The sequence below is a fragment of the Candidatus Ponderosibacter sp. Uisw_141_02 genome (assembly GCF_048087665.1).
Taxonomy (GTDB): domain Bacteria; phylum Pseudomonadota; class Alphaproteobacteria; order Puniceispirillales; family Puniceispirillaceae; genus UBA3439.
The window spans coordinates 1670619-1690928 of record NZ_CP159807.1 but is presented as its reverse complement, the minus strand read 5'-3'; the positions used below and the strand labels follow the sequence as shown (position 1 = coordinate 1690928).

The following is a 20310-nucleotide window of genomic DNA, read 5'->3' as shown; positions in this document are numbered from 1 at the left end:
ATTCACAAAGGCCATGATTGCCTAACTTCGTGACCACCATCCGCTGCGCCGTGATTTTGGCGCGCTGCTGCCAATTTCGACAACATCTTGCGGGGTTGAACTGATCGCTTCGCGTGCTGCTGGCGCGTTGTTAGGTGCCTCATTATTGGCGCTGGCTTCGGCGTTATTTGCATCAGCGGCTTTTGCCGGTGCTTTTTTTGCCACTTTTCGTGCCGGTTTTTTCGCTGCTGGTTTGGCTGTGGCCGCATCTTGTTCTGGCTTGTCACCAGCATCGGCTTTGGCTTTTGGCTTGCGTGCGCGGGCAGGTTTTTTAGCAGGCTTTTCAGCACCGCTATCAGCTTCAGCTTTGCTGTCTTCGAGTTTGGCAGGGGCTTCAGCTTTGCTATCTTCGGCTTTAGCCTCATCTGCTTTTGCGGCGTTTGCTGGTTTTTTGCGTCTTCGTGCCGGCTTTTTTGGAGCCGCCACCGCATCGCCATTACCGTCTGCTGCGGCGGTATTTACCGAACCATCGCTGGCCGGTTCGGCCGCTGCTTCTGGTGCTTTATTATCGTCAGTTGCACTATCTTTTGGGGCACTATCTTTTGCGACATTATCCGCTGCGGCTGGATCGGCCTTGGCAACACGGCGTCCTCGACCTCGACCGCGGCCGGTTTTGGCCTTTAGTGCCGCGTCGTCATTCGCCGCAAAGGCATCGGTTGCGGTGTCGGTGCTGCTGGCAGCAGCTTGATCTTCACCATTTGGCGCTGATGCTGCCTGATTGTCACCAGTCTGATTGTCACCAGTTTGGCCGTCTTCACCATTGCGCCGACGCCGACGCCGACCGCCGCGACGTCCGCGCCGCCGCCGTTTTGTACCACCATCTTCACTGCCGGTTTCGTCATTTTCCGGCAGTGGTGCTGCATTGGCTTCCGTTTCAGCTGCCTCATCTTGATCCGAATGGCCTGTATCCGGTTTGGCATTATTATTGGCATGGCGTGGCTGCTGCGCCTGGCGCGATTGTTGTTTGGCTTGGGCTTTGCCCTGCCAGCCAACACGATCAACCTTATATTCCGGGGCGATCAGACTGTCATCAGACAGCAAAATAACCATAAGGCCAAATCGCGCTTCAATCTCGGCAATTGCGTTTCGTTTATGGTTCAAGATAAACAGCACCACATCGCGATGGGCGGTGATATGCAATTCATCCATTTTGCCTTTTTGCGCTTCTTCTTCGATTGACCGCAGCAATTGCAGGGCGGCGGTGTCAATCGACCGAACGCGACCCGTGCCTTCACAATGCGGGCAAAGATTGCTAATTGATTCATTGATGCTTAGCCGCAGCCGCTGGCGCGACATTTCAAGAAGACCAAAATGGCTAATCGAACCGATTTGAATCCGTGCGCGGTCATTGCGCATTGCATCTTTCATCCTGCGTTCAACCGCATGTTGATTGCGGCTTTCTTCCATATCAATGAAATCGACAACAATAAGACCCGACAGATCACGAAGCCGAAGCTGGCGTCCTAATTCTTCGGCGGCTTCAAGGTTGGTTTTCAGCGCGGTTTCTTCGATGTCGCGTTCGCGCGTTGATTTGCCTGAATTCACGTCAATGGCGACAAGCGCTTCGGTTTGATTGATTACCAGATAACCGCCAGATTTTAACGTCACCTGCGGGCTGTGGATGGTTTCCATCTGATTCTCAACATTGAAGTGCTGGAAAATCGGATGTGTGCCTTCATATTTCTGAACCTTTTTCAGATGGCTTGGGATCAGCATCTTCATCTGGTTGCGGGCAATCTTATAGGCCTCTTCGCCTTCTACAAGCACTTCGTCAACTTCGCTTGTGTAGAGATCACGAATTGACCGTTTGATCAAATCGCCTTCTTCATGGATCAGGCAGGGGGCTTGTGATTCAAGCGTGCGCGCGCGGATATCATCCCATAATTTTGACAGATAGGTAAAATCACGCGAAATTTCGGTTTTGGTGCGTTTGGCACCGGCGGTGCGAACGATCACGGCCATTCCGGCTTGGATATCCAAACCACCAACGACTGTTTTCAGCCGCTTACGATCAGCAATATTAGTGATTTTCCGGCTAACGCCGCCGCCACGATTATTATTTGGCATCAATACGCAATAGCGTCCGGCAAGTGAAAGATAAGTTGTCAAAGCCGCGCCTTTATTACCTCGCTCTTCTTTGACGACCTGCACAAGCATGATTTGTTTGCGCGAAATCACTTCTTGGATTTTATAGCGTTTTACCTGACGTTTTGGGCGGATATCTTCTTCATCCGCCTCTTCGCCACCAATGGTTTCAGGCGCGCCATCAGAACCAGTTGCATCACTGTCACCATCGCCCTCGACACTATCTGCCTCAACCAGGGCTTCACGGTCTTCAATTGGGATGCGGTAGTAATCGGGGTGGATTTCACTAAAAGCCAGAAAGCCCTGACGGTTTCCGCCATATTCAACAAAAGCTGCCTGCAAAGACGGTTCAACGCGTGTGACCCGTGCCAGATAGACATTTCCTTTTAGTTGTTTCCGGTTTTCTGTTTCATAGTCAAAATCTTCAATGCGTGTTCCGCTTAGCAGTAGCACCCGGGTTTCTTCGGCCTGGCGTGCATCGATTAATAGGCGTTTTGTCATGTACTTGTCTTTCCCCGGCCAACCTTGTTCGGCTGTCAAATTCAGACAGTGTGTTAATCAGGCATGGCAGGTGTTGTGAATTCAGACCAAATCCACGCTCAGTACCGACCATAAAGCGGTGGCCATAATGGCTGCTTTTGTAATGTGATCGGTTTGGCTGATTCATTTAGATTAGTCCGGTGGTTTCAAATCGTGTTGTGTGTCCTGATGATAAAGCTCGCTGGCGGTCAGTGACATGGCACGATAATGAGGATCATTCATAATTACGGCATAACAAAGATCGTCGAGATAAACACCATCAGGTGAGTAATTCAATTGCAGTTCGGCGGTAAAATTTCGGTTTGTTTGCTTTCTGCTGTTGGCGCATTGGCGCCACTCATGTCAGAAAAACCAAACTTTTACCTCGAACTTAATTCCCTTATATACCTGCTAAAGCTTTTTTGCCAACAAAGTAATGCCGTTTTGATAATTAGCATGATTTATCTTTGTCGCGAGCGAGGCATGGGCTAGGTTTCGGTGATCGTGATCGGCGATAGCAAAGAAGGCCAGATTTGGTTAAAATATCGATGATGATAACTGTTAAGGCAATGCTCGCCGCAATTGGCCGCTCTATCCTGTTTCTGGCAATGGTCTTGGTGCTGGCAGCAACAGGTCAGGCTTTTGCCGAAAATGCCGTCACCGGAATGCGGGTTGGTGCGGTGCAAATTGATAACCGCACCGGTTTGCGGCTTGTGATCGAAACCAAAGCCCCGCTAAAAGCCAAGCTTTTGTTGTTACAGACACCTTATCGTTTGGTGATTGATATGCCCAACACCAGCTGGAATGTCGACAAGCTGGCACGGCGCGGCAATTTGCAAGTTGCCCCCGGTTCGGCCTATCGTTTTGGAAACCCAAAGCCGGACATCGGCCGGTTGGTGATCGAGCTTGAAAAACCGGCAGCGCCCGTGCGGGTCTTTGCTCTTCCGCCGGCAGGGGGCGGCAACCGTTTTGTGATTGATCTTCTTGATCGCGGTAAAACGGCGTTTCTGGTGGCATCCTCAGCGCTAGAAAAAACCCCAAACATTGATCTAGGCGATGCTGTTCCTGATCGCGCGATGGTGAAAGATGCTGATCGCGTGAAAACGGTCAAACCGTTGACCATGCCATTGCCAAAATCGAAACCGGCGCGTCATGCAAATAAGCCAGCTACGGCGGCACTTGCCGTGCCAAAGCCGCGGCCGCGAAAATGGGTTGTCTTTATTGATGCTGGGCATGGTGGCAAAGATCCGGGCGCGCTTGGCAAAGCGGGAACGGCGGAAAAAAACATCACCTTGGCGGCGGCGCGTGAACTGGCAAGCCAATTGCGCGCCACGGGCAAGATAACCCCGATTCTGGCGCGTGATGACGACCGGTTTTTGCGGCTTCGCCAGCGCATTCGGCTGGCGCGGCAAAATCAGGCCGATTTGTTCATATCGCTTCATGCTGATTCGGCGCCAAGATCATCGGCGCGGGGCATTTCGGTTTTTAGCCTGTCAGACAAAGCCTCGGACAAAGAAGCGGCCGCTTTGGCGCGTCAGGAAAATAGCGCCGATCTAATTGGTGGGCCGGATTTATCCGCCGAAGATCCCGAGGCAGCGGGGGCACTGGTGCGGATGTTCCAACGTGAGTCAATGAACCAATCGGCGCGGTTTGCTGCGGCAATCTTGCAACAGATTCGCGATTTGCCAGGGGGGAATAAGCGCGGGCATCGGTTTGCCGGTTTTGCTGTTTTGAAGGCGCCTGATATGCCATCGGTGCTTGTCGAAATGGGCTTTTTGTCAAACCGGCAAGACGAGGCGAATTTGAATAAGCAATCTTACCGGCAGGATTTGTCAAAACGGCTGGCAAAGGCCATTCTTGTTTACCTGAATGAATATGGCCCCAAAATATAAAGGCTGGCGGCCTTATGATCGATATGGCAGCAAAACCGTGAAAAAACGGCTGTTGCCCTTTCAAAAGACGAGTGTCAAAATGAAGAAAAGGTCTAAATTGCCATATCTGCGCCCAATTTCGGCTATATTATCAAAATCATGTTAAGATTTATCTCGATTACATTATCCTTTGTTTTCCTGATGTGCATGCTTGCTGGCGCTGGCATTCTTTGGGTTTTCTGGACCTATGGAAAAGATCTTCCTGATTATCAACAGCTTGCCAATTATGAACCACCTGTTGTAACCCGCATTCACGCTGGCAACGGGGCGTTGCTGGCCGAATATGCCAGTGAAAAGCGGCTTTTTGTGCCGGTTGAGGCCATCCCACCACGACTGATCCACGCTTTTATTTCGGCTGAAGACAAAGAATTTTACAATCATTTTGGCATTGATTTGCGCGCCTTGGCGCGGGCAATTGTGACTAATATCGTCAATTATGGAAAAGGCCGACGACCGGTTGGTGCCTCGACCATCACCCAGCAGGTTACCAAGAATTTCCTGCTTACGAATGAAGTTTCGATTGAACGCAAAATCAAAGAAGCAATCCTGTCGCTTCGGATGGAACGCGCTTTTAGCAAAGACCAGATTTTGGCGCTTTATCTGAACGAAATTTATCTTGGGCGTGGCAGTTACGGCGTTGCGGCGGCAGCGTTGAATTATTTTGATAAATCGCTTGGGCAATTGGAATTGCCGGAAATTGCCTATCTTGCTGCGCTGCCAAAAGCGCCAAATAACTATCATCCGGTTCGCAATCTTCGCGTGGCAACCATCCGGCGCAACTGGGTTTTGGATGAAATGCAGCAAAACGGCTATATCTCGCAAAATGAAGCTGATGCGGCAAAGGCGGTGCCGCTGCGGATGATCGGACAAAGCGGATTTGACGCTGCCGAAGCGCCTTACTTTACCGAAGAAGTGCGTCGCCAGCTTATTAGCCGCTTTGGTGAAACATCACTCTATGATGGTGGTTTATCGGTTCGCACAACGCTTGATCCCCATTTGCAGCAAATTGCCGATAATGCGCTTGAACATGGGTTAGAAGCATTGGATCGACGGCAAGGCTGGCGTGGCCCGCTTGGTGTCATGCCGCAAGGGGCCGATATTGACAAGGTGCTTGCCGCGCAAACGGCAAAGTTACGCGCGAACCATTTTGCCGCGCTGGTCACAAAGGTTGGGACGCGAAGTGCTGAAATCTATGTGAATGGCCGCAATGCGATTATCCCGTTTGAGCTTGCTTTTTGGGCCTATCCGCCACGCCGTGATGATGGCATTAGACCACCACCCTTGCGTGATTTGCGCAAAGCCTTGTCCAAAGATCATATTGTCATTGTCCAACCGCCCGGCTTTACGCCAGATTTGATCCGTAATGGTTTTGAACCCGCGCCAAATCATTTTGCATTGGGACAACGCCCCGATGTTGAAGGGGCGATTGTTGCGCTTGATCCGCATACTGGCCGTTTATTGGCGATGAGTGGCGGCTACAATTACGCTGAATCAGAATTTAACCGTGCCGTTCAAGCGGTGCGCCAGCCCGGATCAGCCTTTAAACCTTTTGTTTATCTTGCGGCGCTTGATGCTGGCTATAGCCCGACAACGCGCATTCTTGATGCGCCCTTGGTGGTGGATCAGGGGCCGGGCAAACCGAAATGGAAACCGGCAAACTATACCAAACGTTTCTATGGCCCATCAATCATGCGGGTTGGTATCGAAAAATCACGAAATTTGATGACCGCGCGCTTGGCGATGACAATTGGCATGGAACGGGTTCAGAACTATGCAAAACGCTTTGGCTTGAACGATAATTTGCCGCCATTTTTATCAATGTCGCTTGGCGCTGGCGAAACGACCCTGCTTCGGCTGACATCTGCCTATGGCATGCTTGTGAATGGCGGGCGGAAAATCACCCCAAGCCTGATTGACCGGATTCAAGACCGCCATGGCAAAACCATTTATCGCCATGATGCGCGTGACTGTGGTTCCTGCGTGGTGCCAGATGGCTGGTCAAATCAACCAATTCCAACATTGCCCGATACGCGTGAACAGCTAACTGATCCGGCATCGGCTTTTCAGATGGTGTCAATGTTAGAAGGTGTCATTAAACGTGGTACCGGCCGGTCGATCAATGATCTGGATCTGGTTGTCGGTGGCAAGACTGGAACCACCAATGATAATACAAATGGTTGGTTTATCGGCTTTACACCTGATCTGGCGATTGGCGTTTTTATCGGTTATGACCGGCCGCGTCCGCTTGGCAAACGTGAAACCGGTTCAACAGTGGCGGTACCGATTTTTGGCGATTTTCTGATGCGGTCGCAAATTGACAAACCGGTGATTCCGTTCCGGCGACCAAATGATATTCAGGTCATTCCGGTTCATGCCGAAACGGGCGAACGTGTTTTGCCAAAAGACCCGCAGGCTATTCTGGAGATTTTCAAACCCGGACAGCGGCCGGGTGGGGTGTTGATTGATGTTGCCCCGGGCATGGATGGTCAGGCGACAACACCAGGCGGAACATTGGCGACACAGGGGCTTTACTAGGCGCTATCTTGCCGCCAGATAAGAATTGAGGCTTGCCACAATACCCCCGGGCGCGTTAAGTACAAGCGTCACTTACTTCCCTTATTGCAGGCTGGATTCCGATACCATGCAGGCCGAAACCATAGCAAAAATTGACATTATCAAAACGGCAATCGATCTGCTTTGCAAACATGTCAGTTATGATGATGCCAAGGCGCAGCTTGCCAGCCTTGAAATCGTGATTTCTGATGGTGACTTCTGGAATGATCAAGCCAGCGCGCAAGAAACCATGCGTGAAAAAAACCGTCTTGAACGTCAATTGGCGGTTATTGATGCGCTTCAATTGGAAATGGGTGATGCGATCGAGTTGCTTGAGCTTGGTACGGCCGAAGGGGATGACGAAATTATTGATGATGCTGAAGCGTCATTGACCAAACTTGTGGCAATTGCCGAAAAACGCCAGCTTGAAAGCCTGCTATCGGGGGAGGCTGATGCGAATGACTGTTTTATTGAAGTTCATGCTGGTGCTGGTGGAACCGAGGCGCAGGATTGGGCCTTGATGCTGATGCGCATGTATAGCCGGTGGAGCGAGGCGCGCGGTTTCAAATTGCAAATCATCGAAGAAAGCGCGGGCGAAGAAGCTGGTATAAAATCGGTCACGATGCGGATTGAAGGTGAAAATGCCTATGGTTGGATGAAAACTGAATCAGGCGTTCACCGTTTGGTTCGGATCTCACCTTTTGATAGCTCGGCGCGTCGCCATACAAGCTTTGCCAGTGTTTGGGTCTATCCGGTTGTTGATGATAATATTGAAATTGAAATCGAAGATAAGGATTTGCGGATTGACACTTACCGCGCATCGGGTGCCGGTGGCCAGCATGTCAATAAAACCGACTCTGCCATCCGCATTACCCATTTGCCGACAAATATTGTTGTTCAATGTCAGAATGACCGGTCGCAGCATCGCAATCGGGCAACCGCCTTCAACATGCTAAAAGCCCGTCTTTACGAATTGGAACTGCAACGCCGTGAGGATGCGGCGAATGATGCTGCGTCAAGCAAAACCGATATTGGCTGGGGAAACCAGATCCGGTCTTATGTTCTGCACCCTTATCAGATGGTAAAGGATTTGCGAACCAATGTTGAAAAGGGCAATGCGCAGGGCGTTCTTGACGGCGATCTTGATGATTTCATCGAGGCCAGCCTTGCCGCGCGTGTTGGTAATCAACGTTAGGCGTTAGGCCTTTTTTTGGGTGACGCCACCAAATCTTCTCTTGTGGCAAGCGGGCCATAAAACGCTGCTGAAAAACGCGCAGCGTTGCGGGCAGCAATATTAAATGGCGGTTTTAAATCGCCGTGAAAATAACGTTTAACAAGGCTGTGCCATGTGCTGACCGGATCAAGGCGATCCATGCCGCACATATAGTCGAACCAGCGTTTTCCAACTGATACATGCGTAATTTCATCGGTCATGATGATGCCAAGCGCATTTGCCGTTTCTTCATCACCAACCGATTTTAACCGGTCGATCATGGTTGGCGTCACATCAAGCCCGCGCGCCTCAAGCACAAGCGGTGCAATTGCCAGCCGCGCCAAAAGATCATGCTTGGTGGCATCAGCGGCCTGCCAGAGGCCGTCATGCGCTGGCAAATCGCCATAAGCCGCGTCTAAATCGGCAAGCCGGTCACTTAACATCAGAAAATGCCGTGCCTCGTCATCGGCAACGCCAAGCCAGTCATGATAAAAATCCACCGGAAGCTGAGTTTTGGTGAAGCGGCTGGCCATATCCAGTGCCAGATCAACCGCATTTAATTCGATATGGGCAATGGCGTGAAGAAGCGCGATCCGGCCCGGGGCCGATTGGGTGATCCGCCGCCGCGGCACTTCACGCGGGGGGCGCAATAATGGGCGGTCAGGCCGACCCGGCCGATCTGGCGGCGGCTGGTTGCCAAGCATAAGCGTGGCATCTTTCCACGCGGAAACAAGATGGCGCGTTGCCGTGGCTTTTTGGCGCGCATCCGAAATGCAAAGCACGTCACATATCGCGCCGCTAAGCGTTTTGTTTGATATGTCTGGCATGATTAAAGCGCTTTCAATCTCTCCAGAACATCGGCCGCATGACCAGCAACCTTTACCTTTGGCCATATGGCGGCGATCTTGCCATCACTGTCGATGATAAAACTGGCGCGCTGAATGCCCATATATGTTTTGCCATACATTGATTTTTCAACCCAAACGCCAAATTCTTCGCAAAAGCTGGTTTCGTGATCGGCGCCCAAAAGACAGGTCAGGCCATATTTGGCGCGAAATTTTGCCTGTTTGGCTGTTTTGTCTTTGGAAACACCAATCACCACGGTATTTTGCGCGGTAAATTCATCGTGAAGGGCAGAAAATTGTTCGGCCTCTTTGGTGCAGCTGGGGGTGTCGGCACGCGGAAAGAAGAACACGACCACTTTTTTGCCACCTTGTTCGGCTAATGAAAACATGCCGGTATCGGTTGGAATCGACAAGATGGGGGCATAATCACCAATCGCAAGCATAAAATGTCCTAATCATTTGCACTGGCGCTGAAATGACAGCGCGCTTTGTTTGTTGTTTGAGGTCTTATCGATGATAGATAATATTTTTCTGCCAGATCGCAAGACAGCTAGTGTTGAGCATGGTAAACAAAAGCAAGATTTAAAGCGATAGAGGATGCGGCGTGTTTGCTGATCGATATTTCACCGCCATAGGCATTTTCAAGACTTTTGTGATCACTGTCTTGTTGCTGGCAACGATGATTTTCGGGGCTGGTTATGTTTATGTGAACCAAGCTGGTGGCCTTCGCCGTCTTCTTGAGACCGAATTGTCGCGTATGGTTGGCACTGGCTCGGCCTCGGTTGGCGATGCCCGGCTTAATTTTGCGTTATCGCGCCACCCGCTTCAGCTTGCCGCGAAAAATATCGTTATTAATCTTGAGCGTGATCAAATCGACCTGCCAGATGTCGAAATCGGCTTTGGTCTGACAAGTCTGTTTGACGGCCGACCAGAAACGATTTTGCTGCGTGGGATCAAGCTTGATCTGGTGAAGAACGCGTCAGGCTGGTCCGGTTCGCCAGCCATTATTTTTCTCGATCAGCTGGCCAAACAATCAAGCCAGCTTGAAGCCGGCAAACCAAGATTGGGTGCCAGTCAAAACCGCCTTGGCGGGGTGAAATCGATTGCGATTGAAACTGATCGTCTGTCGCTTTCGCATGAAACTGGCGCTTTGCCAAAGCTGGTTTTCGCCGATATCAATATTGATGTGACCTCGGGTGATGATGGCGCTGTTGCTGCCAGCCTGCGGGCGCGACGGCTGGCAAGCGATGATGTGGCTGCGGGCAGTTTCACCCTGTCATTTGATGGCTGGCCCAGAAGCGAATCTTTTGCGTTTGATATGAGCGCGTCTGATCTGAAGACAGCCGATATAAGCGGTTATATTGACCAGCTTCCTGCCGCTTTGCGCCAGATCGGCGTTTTATCGGGGCATATTGGCCTTGAGATGAAAGACGATTTATTGACCAAGCTGAATGCCGATGTTGCACTGGTTGATGGCATGCTTGGCATTCCGGGTATTGGCCGCGATGCGGCTTTTGAAACGGCTGATCTGGTGTTTTCCTACAGCCGACCAAGCGACAGTTTAATGGTTAGCAAAGCGGCATTGAATTTTGCCGATCAGCGGCGATTATCTTTCGATGGCGTGGTGACCCAGTTCCATGCCCCATCTGCCAATGTAAAGGGCATGATCGAGGCCAATAACCTGCCGATTCAGTCATTGCTGGATGGCTGGCCTGATCCGGTGGCGGCTGATTTGAAACAGACTTTGCGGCAACGCTTTAGCGGTGGCCTGTTCAAATCTGTCAAAGCTGAATTTCAAGGTGACTTTCAATCTGAAACCAGCGCTTTGACATTGTCGAGACTTGCTCTTGAAAGCCGGTTTGCCGGTGTTCGGGCAAATTTTGCCAGCGGTCAATATAAACGTCTTGTTGCAACAATTGGCGGCGCTTTGGGCATGAATGTTGGCAAAGGTGGGCAAATTCAGGATGTTCTTGTCGATCTTGAAATGACCGATGGGTCAATGCTGCTGGACGGTTATGAACGGTCGGTTGACTTGGCATCTGGACAATTAAAATCAATGCTTCGCGGCGATGTGGCGACCTTGGAAAATCTGGCATTCGATATGGGAAGAGCTGGAAAGTTTAATCTTGGTGGCCGCGCTGAAATTGGCAATGGTTGGACGCTTAGAGATTTACAGCTAGATTTGAATGTGCCGGATATGGATGCGGTATTATTTTCAGCGTTATGGCCGCAATGGGCCGCGCCTGAAACAGCCGCATGGGTTGCAGAAAATATTCCGGCCGGGCGGGTTCATGAGTCAAAATTATCATTTGCGGCTGATCTTGGCGCGGCCAAAGGCGTACGAAAACTCTATGATGTTGAAGGCGATCTTAAATTGCGCAACGCCAAGCTAATCTGGGCCAAAGGCGCAACAGCTATCACCGATATTGATGCTGATCTTTATTGGGATAATGATGCGTTTACCGCCAGCTTTCTAACAGGACGTATTGACGATATTGCCGTGCAGCGTGGCCGGATTGTCATTGAGCCAGTGCTTGAAGATATCCAGAAAAACGCGGTGATTTCACTGAATGCCAAAGGTGCAGTTGGTACGGCGATGGATTTAGCGCGCGAAGCTGGCTTGTCACAATATGGCAGCTTTGATTTAAGCAAAATCAAAGCTGATGGTGAAGTCGAATTTAGCCTTGAAGCTGCTTTGCCGCTTGGTAAATCGGCTTCATTAGCCAATCGTATCCAGAAACTTGATGCCACAATCAGCAATGGTTCGTTCCGCAATCTGCCAAACCAGATGAATGTTGATGATGCCGAACTTGTGATGAATATATCCGCCGACAATAGCCAGATTACCGGCACGGCGACTGTCTATGGCGCGCCAAGCGAATTCAGCCTCGAAATTGATCACCAAAAACACCATGTCGAACTGGTTGGTCAAACACCGCCTTCGGCCTTGCTTGCCTCGGCGGTTGCCAAGATATTTAACCTTGATATCGCTGGATCAATTGGCGGTATAATTGTCTATTCCGGCGACCCGTCAATGGGCGAAGCCAAGATCGGTATGACGGTCGATCTTGGCAGCGCGTCAATCAATGTGCCGAAATTGAACTGGGCAAAATTACCAGCCGAGGACGGCCGCGCAACAATGACCATCCTGCTTCGCAAAGGTGAAGTGGCGTCATTGCAAAATATCCATGTGGCTGCTGGCAGCTTGTCAGCCCAAGGCCAAATCGCCTTTGACACAACGGCCAAAATTCAGGCCGCCTTTTTCGAGCGTGTTGCGTGGCCGGGAAATGATATTCGAGATTTGATCATCGAGCGCAATGCTGAATCATCATGGAAGGTTGGCGCAACAGCAAGGCTGGTAAATCTTGTGCCGCTCCGTCGTAATGAAGGGGTCAGTGGTGGTGAAACACTGATATTTGATTTTACCGCTGATCAAATTGTTGTTGATAACGAAATTTCCCTGTCGGGTCAGTTATCGGGCAATCGCGCAAGTGACGGCATGGGCAAAGCCAAATTTCTGGGAACCATGCTTGTTGATGGAACGCCATTGATTACCGAAGCCAATCTTGAGATGGGGTTTGGGTTAAATGGCGACAGGATTACCGGCACTGGCCTGATTGGTGGCGGTGAAGTCAATCTGAGCTTTGATGCAAAAACAAAGACTGATCCCAAATTGGTGATCGAGTCCAAAAATGCCGGCCGAGTATTATCTGGATTGAAAGTGACAGATACGGTTCGTGGTGGCCAATTGCGTCTGACGAATATTTTCAAAGATAATAAATTCAAATCTTTTGACACCAAAATCGAATTGGCAAAATTCAGGATTGTCGAAGCGCCAAAAGCCTTGCGGGCGTTTTCGGTGCTTAGCCTTGCGGGTCTCTATTCGCTTGTCGAGGGTGATGGCACCGCTTTTCGGCGCGGTGAGGCGGTTTTAGAAACGCGCGGCCCAAAGGTAAAGATCGTCAGCATGAAAGCCAGCGGTGAGGCTGTTGGCGTCACCATGCTTGGGGTGTATGATCGTGCCACTAAAAAGGTGGATGTGAGTGGTAATTTGGTGCCGGTGAATCAGATCAGCAAGCTTCTTGGCAAAGTGCCTCTGCTGGGTGATTTTATCGCAGGCATGGATAAGAGCGGCGTCTTTGTTAGCCAATTCACCGTGACTGGCACATCGGATGAAATGAAAACAGCGGTCAATCCAGTGTCATCAATTGCCCCTGGCCTGTTGCGTGATCTATTTTCGCCGAACTGGTTAGGTCGAGAAGAAAAACGCCTGTTTGGCGATGGCGAAACCGCGCCAGCACCAACGCAATAGGCCGCCGGAAAAGCGGCGCGATTTACCGCTAATCTCGGACCGTTGATCTATGATAAAATAATGAGCGCGTGCCGTTTTTTGCCAGCCGACATTTTCAGCTTACCATCTTGGAAATCAGCAAGGCTGATCATGGCGTCTTCATCGGTGATGGGGTTGTCATTTACCTTTGCCCCGCCGCCGCGGATTAAGCGTCTTGCCTCGCCATTCGATTTGGCAAAGCCGACCATGTTCAAAGCCGCGATAACGCTTAGGCTGGCAGCGTCAGCTGAATTGATCGTCACTTGATGAAGGCCATCACTCATGCCTTTATCGCCAAAGGTGGTTTGCGCGGTCGCTTTGGCCTTTTTGGCAGCGTCAATGCCGTGGCAAAGCCGCGTTGCCTCATCAGCAAGGATGATTTTGGCTTGGTTGATCTCGGCGCCTTCAAGCGCGCCTAATTTGCGAACCTTGTCCATTGGCAATTCGGTAAATAGGCCAAGAAAACGCGCAACGTCTGAATCTTCGGTGTTACGCCAAAACTGCCAGAAATCAAAACTGGATAATTTCGCATCATTCAGCCAGATCGCACCATTGGCCGATTTGCCCATTTTTGCACCCGATGATGTGGTGATCAGCGGCGATGTCAGACCATAGATTTCCTGACCATCAACGCGGCGGGTTAAATCAATGCCGGTGACAATATTGCCCCATTGGTCTGATCCACCCATCTGCAATTGGCAGCCATAGCGGCGGCGCAATTCCAGAAAATCATAGGCTTGTAAAATGGCATAGTTGAATTCAAGAAAGGATAAGAGCTGTTCACGCTCAAGCCGCAATTTCACCGATTCCATGCCCATCATGCGATTGATCGAGAAATGTGGTCCGTAATCGCGCAGGAACCGGATATAGTGAAGGCTGTCGAGCCAATCGGCATTATCAACCATCAAAGCATCAGATGGGCCATCACCAAAAGTCAGATATTTTTCAAAAACGCTTTTGATGCCGTTTTTGTTAAATTCGATATCCTGATCCGACAATAGCGGGCGGGCGGTATCCTTGCCCGATGGGTCGCCAACCTTGGTTGTGCCGCCACCCATCAAAACGATTGGTTTATGGCCGCATCGCTGCAAAATGCGAAGCATCATGATTTGCACAAGCGAGCCAACATGAAGGCTGTCAGCAGTACAATCAAAACCGATATAGGTCGGGATCGTATGATCGGCCGCTAGCGCGTCAAGCGCGTCAATATCGGTGGCCTGATGAATATAGCCACGCTCGCTAAATTGTTGGATTAGGTTCGATTTATAATTCATCTTCAATCCAGATTGTCAAAATGTCAAAGCCAGCGCACCGATGCAGCGGCGCGTTAGCGGTTGATGTTTCAGCCTAGGCCAGCGGATCAAAATCCGGCTCGGTCAATGCGGTATCAAGATAGGTGCCAACGCGTTCGATCATCGGGTCAAGATGATCGGTAAAGAAATGATTGGCACCGGGAACGATATCAATATCGATTGTAACGCCCTTTTGAATTGAAAGACGATCAACCAGCTTGTGAATCGCATCGGGTGGCACTTGCTCATCCTGTTCACCATGCACAATCAATCCAGACGCCGGACATGGTGCCAGAAATGAAAAATCATGGGTCAATGCTGGCGGAGTTACCGAAATAAAACCGCGAATTTCTGGGCGACGCATCATCAGTTGCATGCCAATCCATGCGCCAAAAGAAAATCCGGCAATCCAGCATTGGCGTGATGCAGGGTTTTGCGCCTGCAGCCAGTCCATTGCGGTTGCCGCATCTGACAATTCACCTTCGCCATTGTCATATTCGCCCTGACTGCGGCCAACACCTCGAAAATTGAACCGAAGCACGGCAAAGCCGCGCGCTTGGAAATGCTTATAAAGCGCATAGGTGACACGGTTATTCATCGTGCCGCCCTTATCAGGCTCTGGGTGCAGAATTAGCGCTGTCGGTGCGTCAGGCACCTCGCTTGGCATGTAGCGGCATTCCAATCGTCCGTCGGGGCCGTTTATGATAACCTCGGGCATCAGTTTTTTCCATTCATCTTGCACTATCGTAATCAGGGCTTATATCGTAATATGTAGGACACGCCAAGCGAGCTTTCACACCTGATGCGCGCGAATGTGTGATTTGCTGGTAACAAACCGGTCTAAATCTGTTTGCTGTCGATGATCTTGACCGAAAAATCACGCGTCAGCCATTTTTATTCCACCAAAGCCAAAACTGGGTTGAAACATATGTTTGCAAATTTACGCCGTGACTTAAATGCGATTATGGAACGCGATCCGGCAGCCAGCAACCGGCTGGCGGCGGTCTTTCTATATCCAAGCTTTCAAGTCATGCTGGCCTATCGTTTGTCGCATATTTTATGGCAGATGCGGCTTCGGTTCATTGCGCGGCTGATCATGCAGATTGCGCGCGTTCTAACAGGAATCGAAATTCATCCCGCAGCGAAAATCGGCCCCGGTTTCTTTGTTGATCATGGTATGGGAACGGTCATTGGGGAAACAGCCGAAATTGGCCGTGATGTCACGCTCTATCACGATGTAACGCTTGGCGGGGTCATGCCAGCAGTTGACTCAGACAAACAGCGTGCGGCGAAACGCCATCCAACGCTTGGCGATTATGTAATTGTTGGTGCCGGCGCACAAATTCTTGGCCCGATTACGGTTCATCGCTGTGCACGGGTTGGTGGCAATTCGGTGGTGACAAAAGATGTTCCCGAAGCGGCAACCGTTGTTGGCGTGCCTGCGCGTCAGATGAGCGAAACCACAATCAAAGCCGAAGCCGATACAAGCTTTATGGCCTATGGTGTTCAATCGGGTATTGATCTTGATCCGCGTGAGCGTACGATCAGAGCGCTTGTTGACGAGGTGCAAAGCCAGCGCGCACGCCTTAGCGATCTTGAAGACAGGCTGACCAGTGCGGCAGCATCAGCCGCACCGAAAAAGGCACCCCGTAGAACCAAGCCAAAGCCGGTCAGCTAGGTTGTTTGGTGAAGCTGGTCATCAATGATGCGTAAGACGCCAATCTATCTTGATAATAATGCAACAACGCCATTGCGTGCTGCTGCCATTACGGCCATGCAGGATGTGATGGGGCCGCCAGCAAACCCATCATCGGTTCATGGCTTTGGGCGCAATGCCCGTCTGATTGTTGAAACGGCGCGTAGCGCGGTGGCAACGCTTGCCGGATGCCGCGCCGCCGATGTGGTGTTTACCAGTGGCGGTACCGAGGCTAATAACCTTGTGATGGCACAATATGATCGTGTGATCACGAGCGCGATCGAACATGACTCGGTGCGACATGCGCATCAAAATTGTCATCAAAGTGTCGTTGATGAAAATGGGGTTGTTGATCTGGGTATGCTGGCAACAGTAATATCTGGCGTTGATGATGCGGCCAAGCCGCGAACACTCATCTCGATCATGGCCGCCAATAATGAAACGGGTGTTATCCAGCCAATAGACGACATTGCCGCAATGGCGGAAAGCGCAAATATCGCCTTGCATAGCGATATGGTGCAAATTTTTGGCAAACGCCATATCAATTTTTCCACATCAAAAATCAGCTATGCCAGCCTGTCAGCGCATAAGATTGGTGGTCCCTCTGGTGTTGGTGCGTTGCTGGTGCGCTCCGGATGCAGGCTTTCCAGCCTGCTTCGTGGTGGCGGTCAGGAACAGGGGCGGCGGGCTGGCACTGAAAATCTGGTTGGCATTGCCGGTTTTGGCGGTGCGGCAGATGATGCGATTGGTGATATTGGTCATTATCAGACAATGGCGAAATGGCGCGATGATTTTGAACGCCGCATGCTGGATCAGCGAAGCGGGATCGCGGTTTTTGGCCGCGAGGCGCCACGGCTTGGCAATACCAGCTGTATTGCCGCATCGGGAAAAGCGGCTGAAACAATGGTGATGGCATTTGACATTGCCGGTGTTGCTATTAGCGCCGGTTCGGCTTGTTCGTCGGGCAAGGTGACACCAAGCCATGTTTTGGAATCAATGGGTGCGGGGTCACGCGCTGGCGAGGCCATTCGCATCTCAGGTGGATGGGCAACTACCCAAAGTGACTTTGAAACGCTTGCAGATGTGTTTTTGCAACTGTACAAGCAACCCGCATAATTTGATCTGCCAAGTTTGAATTTGCAAATTCAGCGGGATTTGCAAATAAAGGGTAATCGCGATAAAGACAGATGAAACAAGGAGTCGCCCTAAATGCCGAATATTATTTTTACCAAGCCGGATGGCTCGGAACATAATGTCACTGTTGAAAATGGTGTCACCGTCATGGAAGCGGGGCGTGATGCCGGACTTGGCATTGAGGGAACATGCGGCGGTTGTCTGTCTTGTGCGACCTGTCATGTCATTGTTGATGACGACTGGTTTGCCAAAACCGGCGCACCGGGTGAAGATGAGGTGGATATGCTTGATCTGGCATTTGGCCTTGCACAGACATCGCGCCTTGGGTGCCAGATTGAAATGTCGGATGCGCTTGACGGTTTGCGTGTAACGATTCCAGAAGATATGTAGGGCTGATCATGGCGGTGCAAGCAGTAAAAACCAAAGCAAAGGGCAGCGTCGCTGCTGGTCTGAATGCGCTTGGCTTTGCCAAACCGCCTGCCAAAACACGCGTTGTTGTCGCCATGTCTGGTGGGGTTGATTCATCGGTAACGGCCGCCTTGCTTCATGAGCAGGGGTTCGATGTGATTGGCATTACCTTGCAGCTCTATGATCATGGGGTTGCGGTACAGGCCAAGGGCGCATGCTGTGCTGGCGTTGATATCCACGATGCCCGCACGGTTGCCGGACGCCTTGGCATTCCGCATTATGTGCTTGATTACGAAAACCGGTTTCACGATCAGGTCATGCAGGATTTTGCCGATAGCTATCTTCGCGGTGAAACGCCAATCCCCTGTGTGCGTTGCAACCAGACGGTGAAATTTACCGATCTGTTAAAAACTGCGCGTGACCTCGAGGCCGATTGCCTTGCCACTGGCCATTATGTCCAGCGCATTGATGGTGATAATGGCCCGCGTTTGCTTCGCGGTGCTGATCTGGCGAAAGATCAGTCCTATTTCCTGTTTGCCACAACGGCTGAACAGCTGGATTATCTGCGGTTTCCGCTTGGTGGTCTTGATAAGGATGAAACGCGCAATCTGGCGCGTAAATTCGAGCTTACCGTCTCGGAAAAGCCAGATAGTCAGGATATCTGTTTTGTACCAAACGGGCGTTATGGCGATGTTGTTCGCCGGTTGCGGCCCGGTGCAGTTGATGCAGGGGATATTGTGCATATTGATGGCACGGTTCTCGGCCGCCATAACGGAGTGATTGATTACACGATTGGCCAACGGCGCGGCCTTGGTATTGGCGGGCGGGCTGGTGCGGATGAGGCGGATGGCCCGCTTTATGTTGTCGCCATTGATGCGGCGTCAAATCAGGTGATTGTCGGCCCGCAAAAGGCGCTTGCCTGCGTTGAGGTTCATTTAGGCGATGTCAATTGGATCAATGGCGCACCTCGCGATAACACCCCGATTTTAGCACGGTTGCGCAATACAGCACCGGCGATGCCGGCGCGCGTATTTTGTCATGATGATGGTGGCATAGCGACTGTTGTGGTTTGGCTGGATGAGGCGCAATTTGGAATTGCCGCTGGTCAGGCTGCGGCAATTTATGATGGTGCCAACCCCGATCAACTGCTCGGTGGGGGCTGGATTGCCCGGGCACCGCTGGTTGCTAATATCGATCAGGATCAATAGGACATTTAAACCAGCAATTGGTTTAAATCTCTGATCACGCCAAGCTAACATTTGGATTTTTCATGCCGTTCTAAGCGACGTGATGATGAATGATCTTTTACAAATTCAAAAAGATTTAGGCGCGCCGTCGCGTGACCCGCGGCGTCGTCTGGCGTCCGACGAAGAATTGGACGGAGTGGGAGATGGTTATGATCCGCAGGATTGGCTGGCAATGCCGGTCAATCACAGCCGTTATCACAAAGGCTATACAACCAATCATTGGCTTAGCGTCTTTCGGGCGGTCATTGCCAGCGGGTAAAAAAGCCTGAATTTTGTTGGCGTCAACTGGATTGCGCCGACAACACTGGTTCTTGCGTTACTTTTCAGGCACACTAACATCCGCTGGCTTGGCAAGGTTTTTGCAACCCATTGGTGCTATTTTGGTATTATGCCAGTGCAGAGTGGGGATTGATGGGCCAACAAGTCTCGATTACAGAGTTAAAAGAACAAATTGAAGCGGCGAAACGCAGCCTTGCCGAAATGTCGCCGGTGGACATTGCTGCCGACCCTTTGTTTCAACCTGCTGCCATGCCAGCCGAAAAATTTGCTGGTTTGGCTGGTGGGCAGGAAGATGACGCGTCAGACGCTCTCAACCAAAATTTGCTGGCCAATGATGATATGGCGACCGGTGAAATGGCGACCGGTGAAGACTTTCAATTTTTCCACCGTCCCAAACAGCCGAATCGGCCATTTGCCCCATCATCGCCTATGAGCATGCCGAGTGCTGATAGCCTAGTGCGTGACGGTGATCAGTTGCTTTTTCAGGCATTCGATCAGCGGCTTGATCGGCTTGAAGATGACATTGGGCAAAACCGGAAACATATCCTTGAATTGATCACCCTTTTGTCGGATCTTGATATGGAGGCAAAGCCTACCAACCGAAATTCGGCATCGGTCAAATATTTGCTGCGCCGCAATCTATATTGGTTTGTGATTGGGTTGTTGGTCATCAGTTGGGGCGCCCTAACCCCATCAGGCCATTATTGGATCAATTATTTTCTGGGTTTGATATAGGGTT

General features: G+C 50.9%; 15 protein-coding genes. 10 read left to right on the top strand and 5 right to left on the bottom strand.

Features of this window, described 5'->3' with window-relative positions; genetic code table 11:
• Positions 1 to 21: 21 nt before the first annotated feature.
• Positions 22 to 2625: an Rne/Rng family ribonuclease gene (locus ABXT40_RS08495; protein ID WP_443645187.1), complete on the bottom strand. Its 2604-nt coding sequence runs from the start codon at positions 2623 to 2625 to the stop codon at positions 22 to 24.
• A gap of 566 nt (positions 2626 to 3191) precedes the next feature.
• Here ABXT40_RS08495 and ABXT40_RS08490 point away from each other — a divergent pair.
• From ABXT40_RS08490 to prfB, 3 genes are all read left to right on the top strand, one after another.
• On the top strand, positions 3192 to 4535 hold the full coding sequence (locus tag ABXT40_RS08490; RefSeq protein ID WP_443645186.1) for an N-acetylmuramoyl-L-alanine amidase: 1344 nt from the start codon (positions 3192 to 3194) through the stop codon (positions 4533 to 4535).
• A gap of 138 nt (positions 4536 to 4673) precedes the next feature.
• Positions 4674 to 7109, top strand: a complete 2436-nt coding sequence (locus tag ABXT40_RS08485; protein ID WP_443645185.1) for a penicillin-binding protein 1A — start codon at positions 4674 to 4676, stop codon at positions 7107 to 7109.
• 106 nt (positions 7110 to 7215) lie between these two features.
• Positions 7216 to 8322: a peptide chain release factor 2 gene (gene prfB / locus ABXT40_RS08480; RefSeq protein ID WP_443645184.1), complete on the top strand. Its 1107-nt coding sequence runs from the start codon at positions 7216 to 7218 to the stop codon at positions 8320 to 8322.
• On the opposite strand, the gene ABXT40_RS08475 is transcribed toward prfB, so the two are convergent.
• Both ABXT40_RS08475 and ABXT40_RS08470 read right to left on the bottom strand, forming a co-directional pair.
• Complete coding sequence (locus ABXT40_RS08475; protein WP_443645183.1) at positions 8319 to 9167, bottom strand: ferritin-like domain-containing protein; 849 nt, start codon at positions 9165 to 9167, stop codon at positions 8319 to 8321. The genes prfB and ABXT40_RS08475 overlap by 4 nt on opposite strands.
• Before the next feature lie 2 nt (positions 9168 to 9169).
• Positions 9170 to 9628: a peroxiredoxin gene (locus ABXT40_RS08470; RefSeq protein ID WP_443645182.1), complete on the bottom strand. Its 459-nt coding sequence runs from the start codon at positions 9626 to 9628 to the stop codon at positions 9170 to 9172.
• 161 nt (positions 9629 to 9789) lie between these two features.
• On the opposite strand from ABXT40_RS08470, the gene ABXT40_RS08465 reads away from it, so the two are divergent.
• The gene (locus tag ABXT40_RS08465; RefSeq protein ID WP_443645181.1) at positions 9790 to 13497 is read left to right on the top strand and encodes a YhdP family protein; all 3708 of its coding nucleotides are present in this window, start codon (positions 9790 to 9792) and stop codon (positions 13495 to 13497) included.
• A 47-nt stretch (positions 13498 to 13544) separates the two neighbouring features.
• Here ABXT40_RS08465 and tyrS read toward each other — a convergent pair whose 3' ends face one another.
• Together tyrS and ABXT40_RS08455 are read right to left on the bottom strand one after the other, a co-directional pair.
• Entirely contained in the window at positions 13545 to 14789 is a 1245-nt protein-coding gene (gene tyrS / locus ABXT40_RS08460) for a tyrosine--tRNA ligase (RefSeq protein ID WP_443645180.1), read from the bottom strand.
• A 73-nt stretch (positions 14790 to 14862) separates the two neighbouring features.
• The gene (locus ABXT40_RS08455; RefSeq protein WP_443645179.1) at positions 14863 to 15525 is read right to left on the bottom strand and encodes an alpha/beta hydrolase; all 663 of its coding nucleotides are present in this window, start codon (positions 15523 to 15525) and stop codon (positions 14863 to 14865) included.
• 210 nt (positions 15526 to 15735) lie between these two features.
• Here ABXT40_RS08455 and cysE point away from each other — a divergent pair, with 210 nt between their 5' ends.
• The 6 genes from cysE to ABXT40_RS08425 all read left to right on the top strand — a co-directional run bounded on the left by cysE (position 15736) and on the right by ABXT40_RS08425 (position 20306).
• Positions 15736 to 16485 (top strand): serine O-acetyltransferase, encoded by a 750-nt coding sequence (gene cysE / locus ABXT40_RS08450; protein ID WP_443645178.1) that lies wholly within the window; start codon positions 15736 to 15738, stop codon positions 16483 to 16485.
• A 24-nt stretch (positions 16486 to 16509) separates the two neighbouring features.
• On the top strand, positions 16510 to 17619 hold the full coding sequence (locus ABXT40_RS08445; protein ID WP_443645177.1) for a cysteine desulfurase family protein: 1110 nt from the start codon (positions 16510 to 16512) through the stop codon (positions 17617 to 17619).
• Between the two features lie 93 nt (positions 17620 to 17712).
• Positions 17713 to 18027, top strand: a complete 315-nt coding sequence (locus tag ABXT40_RS08440) for a 2Fe-2S iron-sulfur cluster-binding protein (protein WP_443645176.1) — start codon at positions 17713 to 17715, stop codon at positions 18025 to 18027.
• A gap of 8 nt (positions 18028 to 18035) precedes the next feature.
• Entirely contained in the window at positions 18036 to 19253 is a 1218-nt protein-coding gene (mnmA, locus tag ABXT40_RS08435; protein WP_443645175.1) for a tRNA 2-thiouridine(34) synthase MnmA, read from the top strand.
• An 82-nt stretch (positions 19254 to 19335) separates the two neighbouring features.
• The gene (locus ABXT40_RS08430) at positions 19336 to 19551 is read left to right on the top strand and encodes a hypothetical protein (RefSeq protein WP_443645174.1); all 216 of its coding nucleotides are present in this window, start codon (positions 19336 to 19338) and stop codon (positions 19549 to 19551) included.
• A 152-nt stretch (positions 19552 to 19703) separates the two neighbouring features.
• A complete protein-coding gene (locus ABXT40_RS08425) occupies positions 19704 to 20306 on the top strand; it encodes a hypothetical protein (protein WP_443645173.1) in 603 nt (200 codons plus the stop codon).
• Positions 20307 to 20310: the final 4 nt, after the last annotated feature.